The organism is Fictibacillus macauensis ZFHKF-1 (assembly GCF_000269865.1).
Classification (GTDB): domain Bacteria; phylum Bacillota; class Bacilli; order Bacillales; family Fictibacillaceae; genus Fictibacillus_C; species Fictibacillus_C macauensis.
In genome coordinates this window covers 1-7,719 of sequence record NZ_AKKV01000010.1, presented here as the reverse complement: position 1 = coordinate 7,719, position 7,719 = coordinate 1, and the positions used below count along the sequence as shown (strand labels likewise).

Annotated in this window: 9 protein-coding genes; 3 read left to right on the top strand and 6 right to left on the bottom strand. The window is 35.4% G+C overall.

The features are described from left to right. The first annotated feature begins 739 nt into the window (after positions 1–739). The 3 genes from A374_RS01395 to A374_RS01385 all read left to right on the top strand — a co-directional run bounded on the left by A374_RS01395 (position 740) and on the right by A374_RS01385 (position 3,010). Entirely contained in the window at positions 740–1,237 is a 498-nt protein-coding gene (locus A374_RS01395; protein WP_007200379.1) for a hypothetical protein, read from the top strand. 38 nt (positions 1,238–1,275) lie between these two features. Next, positions 1,276–1,560 (top strand): hypothetical protein, encoded by a 285-nt coding sequence (locus A374_RS01390; protein WP_007200378.1) that lies wholly within the window; start codon positions 1,276–1,278, stop codon positions 1,558–1,560. A gap of 697 nt (positions 1,561–2,257) precedes the next feature. After that, entirely contained in the window at positions 2,258–3,010 is a 753-nt protein-coding gene (locus A374_RS01385) for a metallophosphoesterase family protein (protein ID WP_007200377.1), read from the top strand. Position 3,011: 1 nt separating this feature from the next. Here A374_RS01385 and A374_RS01380 read toward each other — a convergent pair whose 3' ends face one another. The 6 genes from A374_RS01380 to A374_RS01360 form a co-directional block, all read right to left on the bottom strand. Then, the gene (locus A374_RS01380; RefSeq protein ID WP_007200376.1) at positions 3,012–4,160 is read right to left on the bottom strand and encodes a suppressor of fused domain protein; all 1,149 of its coding nucleotides are present in this window, start codon (positions 4,158–4,160) and stop codon (positions 3,012–3,014) included. A gap of 207 nt (positions 4,161–4,367) precedes the next feature. Next, positions 4,368–4,901 carry a hypothetical protein gene (locus A374_RS19420; RefSeq protein ID WP_007200375.1) on the bottom strand — a complete coding sequence of 178 codons (534 nt, stop codon included), beginning with the start codon at positions 4,899–4,901 and terminating at the stop codon, positions 4,368–4,370. Positions 4,902–5,349: 448 nt separating this feature from the next. Continuing rightward, complete coding sequence (locus tag A374_RS01370; protein WP_007200374.1) at positions 5,350–5,763, bottom strand: SMI1/KNR4 family protein; 414 nt, start codon at positions 5,761–5,763, stop codon at positions 5,350–5,352. Then, entirely contained in the window at positions 5,747–5,899 is a 153-nt protein-coding gene (locus A374_RS20425) for an SMI1/KNR4 family protein (protein ID WP_007200373.1), read from the bottom strand. Before A374_RS20425 ends, A374_RS01370 begins: the two co-directional genes overlap by 17 nt. Before the next feature lie 612 nt (positions 5,900–6,511). Next, positions 6,512–6,967 carry a DUF4274 domain-containing protein gene (locus tag A374_RS01365; RefSeq protein ID WP_007200372.1) on the bottom strand — a complete coding sequence of 152 codons (456 nt, stop codon included), beginning with the start codon at positions 6,965–6,967 and terminating at the stop codon, positions 6,512–6,514. A gap of 506 nt (positions 6,968–7,473) precedes the next feature. Continuing rightward, positions 7,474–7,719 (bottom strand): SMI1/KNR4 family protein (locus A374_RS01360; RefSeq protein WP_007200371.1); only part of this gene is annotated, 246 nt, incomplete at its 5' end.

The following is a 7,719-nucleotide window of genomic DNA, read 5'->3' as shown; positions in this document are numbered from 1 at the left end:
TCGGTTCGTTCGAATCCATTTTGCCTTGCGGGTTCTGTTTCACTCGTTCCAAGGCTGAATTTTGTATTTGCTTCATTAAAATGCAAATTAAATTTAACGTAAAATTCAGTTGCAAACCTATGTAAATTTCGCTGCATTCTTCTGCCCTTTCTGCTTGCAAAAAACATTTTGGTATCAGGTTCAAGTAACCCTACTAAAAACTGTCGCTTCTTTCGGAAAAATTTTATAAAAAAAAACCTACCACTAATCTACTACAATATGCAAATCTAATTAGGATTTATCGCATAAGTTGTTTGAATCAAAACCGTCCATTTTCCTCAAAAATATAACTTTCTTATATTAACTAGAATTTTTCAAGCTCTTCTCTACCTTTTGCTTAATTGTTATATCGGTCATACAACTGTTATATTCCAATTAATATTTTTGTATTTATTTGTATATATTTGTTTTATTTTGTAATAGCTTGGGTAAACATCATCTAGAACAATTACAAATTTTACATATCTATTTCAACAACCTATACTTTTAAATTTTCTCAAAAACAAACATGAAAAAGGGTACTATCTTAACTAAGTCGCTTGTGAGCCTAACTTTACTATCCTCTGTATGTCTCATTCCATTCGCTACTGCTAACGTCAGTGAGGGGTACTTCTACCTCTGTGCCGAATTTATCTCAGTGCATTGATTGCACTACAGACAAGATCAAGCCTAACTTTATGGTAGCCAAGGAAAAATCAGAGTGAACGGTGATTCCAAGGGTAAAGTTTATATTGATAAGTCAGTTGACAAAAACTCTAAGGATTATAAAAGGCTCAAAGAGATAGTCGAAATAATCAACAATCATGTATCACTGAAGTATGTAGAAATGGAGTACGACAAAAAGCGTATGACTAGATATGACTCCACTCCTGCTTTCGCTGAGTTCGCCAGAAACTTGGTCGTTTCTGAAGGAAAGAAAAATGGAGATTTCCCTGAGCCTCAATATGCAGATGGCAAAAAAACTAAAAGAGGTTACGCTGTTTCATTTTCTAACTCCGAAACCAACCAATTGGTCGCCACTATGAGCCTTGAAAGCATCATCATGCCAATAGTGGCTGGATTACTCGGAGGTACTGGACTGCCAGCCGCAGCAATTGCGCTTTTCTCTGCTATTGTTAATAAGGCGTCTGACAAACTTGATAAGGCTAACAAAGGAAAGGTGTCACTATTGAAGTTAACACCGATACAACCGCTGTAAGCATCTATGGAAACTATCCTTATGAGGAGTTGTTCTTTATGATAAGAGGAGAAGAAAAGTGGAGAACCCTGAAGAACGATTCTGTAAGATTTTCTCTAATGATTTTTAACGCAGTTTTAGTCATTCTACTTTCATTTATTGATCAAATCTATATTAGAAATATTATAATGATGCTGATGGTTCTCTCTCTTTCACTCATCGGTGTATATACGATTATTCGCTTTAAATATTTAAAAGAACACGGCAACCCTACGCTGAATATAATGATGCCTATATATGTAGTAGGAAATATATACGCATTCTATTCAGAAATCAACTTTTAAGCAAAAAGAAGAGTGATCCATGCACTCTTCTTTTTTATATTCTTACTTTTCGCTTCGTCTCGTGTTTTTTAGAGCTTGCTTTTGTTTGATACGTTAGCCACCAGTTCAAAAAGCTGATTAGGGTTAAGGTCTACTCCACGTATATCGGAATCGCTTATAATCTCTAGATTGCCAATAACCCTTGATTTATCTAATGCGATATATAGATTAGCTCTGAGCATATAAGATTAAAAGTTCATCAAGATCTGCTTTCTTTACTTCCTTGATATATAGTTTAGGTAAGCGATCCCTATCTATATAGTAGCTAAGGATATATGTGTTTTTTAAACCCATTGTTCACATTTGATTGATCTTCACTAATTAATCTTATACAATCGTCACCTCTAATACTCACTCTAAAGGTTTTATTCATATATCTTGCAAAAGTCCCTTTCTCCATCAGCTATCTCTCTATATAATCTATTCATTTCCTTTTTCCATACTCAACCTCCTGCTCCATGATCATTGGCTTTTTCAAATATTCCTTAACCTTCAATCTCATAAACTACGATATATGAATCTGGTCTTAATGAAGTTCAAGCGAAAACTATCTTGATTTTTACAGGCTGTTTTCGTGAACTTTGTTGTTTTCCGATTGTTAGAAAAAATATGGTATAATTTATCACTTAAAAACAGATAAAGAGAGTGTGGATAGCGTATGAAAATTGGAGTGATTGCTGATATTCACGGCAATGCTCCTGCCTTAAAAGCGGTTCTTAATGAGTTTGATAACAGGCAGGACATTGAACATATTTATTGTTTGGGAGATATGATAGGAATAGGGCCAGATACTAATGAAGTCTTGGGAATTTTATTTGCAAGAAATGATGTATCTATGCTTACTGGAAATCACGATGAAGCGGTTTTGGCACTTCTAAAAGGGGAAGAATATCCATTAAGTCACTCTCACGCTAAGAAACATCACCAATGGATTGCGGATCATATGCACAAAGGTTTCATCTCACAATTAGAACAGTTGCCTCGAATAATCACTTTATCCATTGAAGGTAAGTCTATATTGTTAATCCATTATCATATTGAGCAAGCAAAATTAAATGAACACATTAGCAAAGACCCTTTTAGTAAAATTGTTGAGCCGAGTTTAGATCATTTGCTCTCTCTATTTAAAGAGAACGAAGAAGATTTAATATGTTTTGGACATCATCATCCACTTCATTTTTTCGAGAGTAACGAAACGGATACGATCTATGTAAATCCAGGATCTTTAGGGTGCAATTCAAAACCAGCTGCCCCGTATTCAATAGTAGATATAGAAAAGGACAAAATTATAGTTAGTCTAAAAGAAGTCCTATATGATAACACAATGTTTTTAGCGTCCTATGAATTATTGCAGGTTCCAGACCGTGATTTTCTTATCAAAGTATTTCACGGCAATCAGTTAATCCTTTGAGCTATAAGCCGACATTCTTTCTGTGTATGTCTAAGACATCCGAAATGCCATGTTCCCTCATTCTTTTCAGTAAATACTCATGTCCTTTTTCTAAAGCGAGCATTCTTTCTTCCTCATAAATAGGAATGAGCGTAAATACGTTCACATCTCCCTGTCCTGTAGGAATAGAGTCTAATTCCGATTCGTACGGTCGACAGCTCATGATACATGATAATTTTGTATTCGGCGCAAAAGGCTGAGGCGGATCGCCATTCGGGAGGATCACACCTTCGTCAAGCCCTCCCTCATACAGATGCGGAATATGCGCCACCATGCGTAGCCACTTCATGGGCCAAAAGTGGGCTGGATCGTTCATAACATCTTGTTCAACAGGCCAATCGGATGGCAACTTCAGCAGCAGTTCTGCATATTTGAACGCCTCCTCCTCCATTGAATAGCCCATCGGTTCGTCACTCATACCGGTTGTAAACAGCGTCGTAAAAGGGTGCTCTTTTGATGAAGGGATGACGTGAATCGTCACAGCCACTTTACTGCCAGGAATGAGTTCACCGATACTGTTTTTCACAGGGCCAAAGTATTTGACCATCTGCGCAAAAATTACGTCCTCATCTTCATGAGGAGGATCATTTTCTACTACCTCAGCACCTCTTTCAATCATTTTTCGTTTGAGATAGTCAGCAATCTCTAATTGACCTCTCTCAAGCGCAAAATTAAAGGCATCCGTATTTTTCATAATCTCACCTGTGTACTTTACGGTTAGATCAATACCACTGTGAACAAGATACTGAACAACATCCAGATGACCACCATAAATGGCTGAGAATAAAGGGTTTCTACCCGGGTCACTTACATCTAATTGTGCACCTTGATTCAACAAGTACTGGACAATACTTAGTTCGCCTTCGCCAGCTGCATGGGCAATCGGTGCTGATTTTGGTATTCCTTCATTTATATTAAAATCCATACCCAATTCTACTAGAAATTTAACCAACTCCAGTTGACCTTCTAATGCGGCAACATGTAACCATGTTCCAAATGGTGTTACAAAATCAAGTAAACTTTCGTCTGAAGTAATGAGCTCTTTCACTTGTTCTATTTCACCATCATCGATTAAATCAAGAATTTCTGCAACTTTCTCTCTATTATTCATAGTTACCTCCTAAAACATTTCTATTTCCAATGATAATGCCTCTCTAAATAGGGCATGTTACGAATAACAATATCGTTCCAATAGCGGTAGCCTAGGTTAATTTTTTTATTCTGCTGAGCTCTTCTGACTCTCCAAAGAGTTTATTTGTACTATAACAATCAAACTGCATAAATCTTATGTATCAATCGCTATCCTACTTCCCACACATTATAGTTTCTTGATCATTTCTATAATTTCAATCTCATCCTTCTTTACTGATTTCTCATAGTAGTACTTATCGGTTCGTTCGAATCCATTTTGCCTTGCGGGTTCCGTTTCACTCGTTCCAAGGCTGAGTTTTGTGCCGTCTTCATAAAAATCTAAATTGAAAATGTATCCATTGTATTTTGCTTCATAATCCACTTCATAAAGTTCATCAAGATCTGCTTTCTTTACTTCCTTGATATATAGTTTAGGTGAGCTATCACTATCTTTATAGTAGCTAGGATAGATGTATTCTAGAAACCCATTGTCCACATCTGCTTGATTTTCACTAACTAACCCTATATGACTGCCATTTCTATCACTCACTCTAAAGGTTTTGTTCATATATCTTGCAAAAGTCCCTTTCTTCATACATTTTTCTCCCTTGTTAATTATTTGATATAAAATATTTTGGCCATTTCCGTACGTCATCATATGTTCTGCCCCTTTGGCTTGATTCAGGAGAAATTCCTTCGAGTGATGCGTGATTAATTTCACCACCCACATCCTCCCGATCTAGTCCGTCTTGTCTATCACCTTCCGGACGCAACCTTAAATGGAATCTCTATGGTTTCGCTGATGTTGGCAGTGTTTTTCTATATCCTGTTGCTCATTTTCAAAGAAGTTCCCGCTAAAAAAGGCTTCGCAAAATTCAAATAAAGAGAGCTTTTAGTTTGAATTTTTTCTTCGATTCTTGATAACTATTTTAACATTTTGTTCCATTGCACGGGCATTAAGTTTTGATAGCCAGTTAGTAACGTAAGAGCTCAATGACTTCTCCCACAAGGCAATTACTATTATGCACGTCCAATTAAAAAGCACTTGATTTCCCTATGAAAAATCAAGTGCACGCGTTATTCAATAATTTCAAATTGCAACATCTTGGTAACATCTATTATAAGACGAATTCCTAAACCATTTTCCTCAAAACGTTAGTAATTATTTTTTAAAATCTCGAAAGAAATATATTACTTACTTTGATATTCTCAATAGTTGAATCAGCAAAGTCTTTATTCTTTTTCAACTCTTCAAAACTCATGATTAAATCAAAAAAAGAATTATAAATCAACGTTACAGGTTCCCACATCTCTTCCAATGTATTTACCTGCAATTTTTCCTCCCAATAATATATCTTACCAAATGCTTTGTTATTAATACCGACACAAAGCTGGTCACCTCCTGGACATTCTGCAATTGGCATCAAATCATCAGGAATCCTATCCGTATAACGATTAATAATTAATTTTATATCATAGTTATCTCCAGTAAGACCATAAAAGTTCACTATCGTTAAAGGTTCTTGATCGACAGTGTTTGCTGGATAAAAGGCGACTTCAGTATCATTAAAATTTAGTGCCAAACGTGTGAAGAAACTCTTTATATTCATCTGGTAAAGTTAAACCTATCGTTTGTTCAACTTTTTCAACCTCTCTACTTGAATTATTCCCATATTTACTTGTAATCCCTAACAAGCTTAATTTATTTTCAATTTTCAAGGTTTAATACCCTCCTCACAAATGAGATGCCGCTTTTGGAACACTTCGTACACTAATGAAATAACCTTAATCCGTAAAACACTTGTCGCCTGTTCATAGACAAGTACTTTCATGTTTATGAATTTCTAATTTTATTATTATTTGCAAGTTTTCAGTGCGAAATTCCACAAATTTAAAATAGTCTTTATCGTGTCCATAAGTACATACACTTTGATTTCAGTTCTTGATTTTCACCAACAAATTCCATACGCGCATGACCGCCATTTATCTCAGTTTCATTTTTATTTCATAGCCCTTATTTGCCAAGAAATCTGCGGTTTCATTCTCTTTCTTAACATCATGTGAAAATCAACCTCTGTCTCTCTAAAACTATTAATCCCTCTTCTTCAATAGAGCTTTTACCAAAACCTTTACTCCCCGACCCTGCACTCGCCATCCACGCCCTAACCTTATTCTCCACCGTATGCGTTTTCCCTACGATGTCTTTGACGAAGCTGCCATGCTCGGACCCGTACCGCTCCTAGGAAGGTTTCTCTCATTATTAGTTGTCGTGACTATAGTGTATCAAGAAGAGTATACAAAATATTTTATACTCTCGTTTTTAATATTTATTTATATTTTAGGAATATCAATTACATTTCCTGGTGACTTTTTAATAAGAATATCTGAAATATTTAGGTTCCTTTTTTTTAACTTGAATATTTGAATTTTTGTTAATTCAGGGCTAAATGATATATTTTGTGTTTTAAACGTCAAATTCATAATTTTATTTTGAAGTTTTAACATAAAAACCCTCCATTCTTGTAATGGAGAATTCGAAACTTCCTCCGGGCTTTCTAATAGTCGATATCCGTCTGCATAATGAAACATTAGTAATCCCGTTCCTAAATCACACTCTTTGTTTTCCAGAATTGTATTTGGTATATCAAATCCATTATTCCAATTATAATTTGCTGCAAAACAATGAAGGATTATTGGATTATCTATATTTTTTATTCGCCTAATTGTTTTCTCGTTATTTGTATTATAAAGTAATTCTTCAAGCAAACTAATATCTTTATTTTCCATTACAGCTTACCACCTTACTGATAGTTACTTATTTTGTACTTCCAATTGTTTTGGATTTATTTTCTAAATTTAGCCACAAGGAAAAGCACCGAGTTGATATTTCTCAAACAATTCTTCAAAGAAAAGGTACTCTTTCCGTTAATTGCTCTATTAAAACCTCTATTACATTCTTATTCAATAAAACTGCCTAATTCCTATTCCCAAAACACCCTTTAGTTATAGAGGCAGCGTCAATCTTTTGAAATTCGCTAGGAATCCATTCTAACGAAGCTTTAGATTCATTTTTTTCGAGATAAGCTCTTCTTCCGTTCACAGCCTTTACTTTCTTTATAAATTCTAGTTAAACAAGTAACCCCGCTAACTGCAGATCTAAATGTTAGAAATGGAGGAAGTAATTGAGACCTTATTTCAAACACTAAATAAAGTTCCTTGCAGATTATTTCAATGAAAAAGCACCTGATTATTTAAAAAATCAAGTGCTTTTCTTCTACTACTATAGGAATTTATCAACCTTCAGAGTCACGTAAACTCTCTAACAGTTCCGTAAAGCTTGCGGCTACATAGGTGAGCTGTTCACGCATATACACCTCGGCTTCCTGTGATGTCAATCCTTCCTCTTCCATGATAGCTTCCTTCTCCCATGCGCCTTCATGGTCCCAAAATACGATGAACGGATTCGTCTCGCTACTGCTGTAGTCAAAACAGATTAAATTACCAGCAGGATCATCAGCAAATGGGAAGATCTTTTCAGG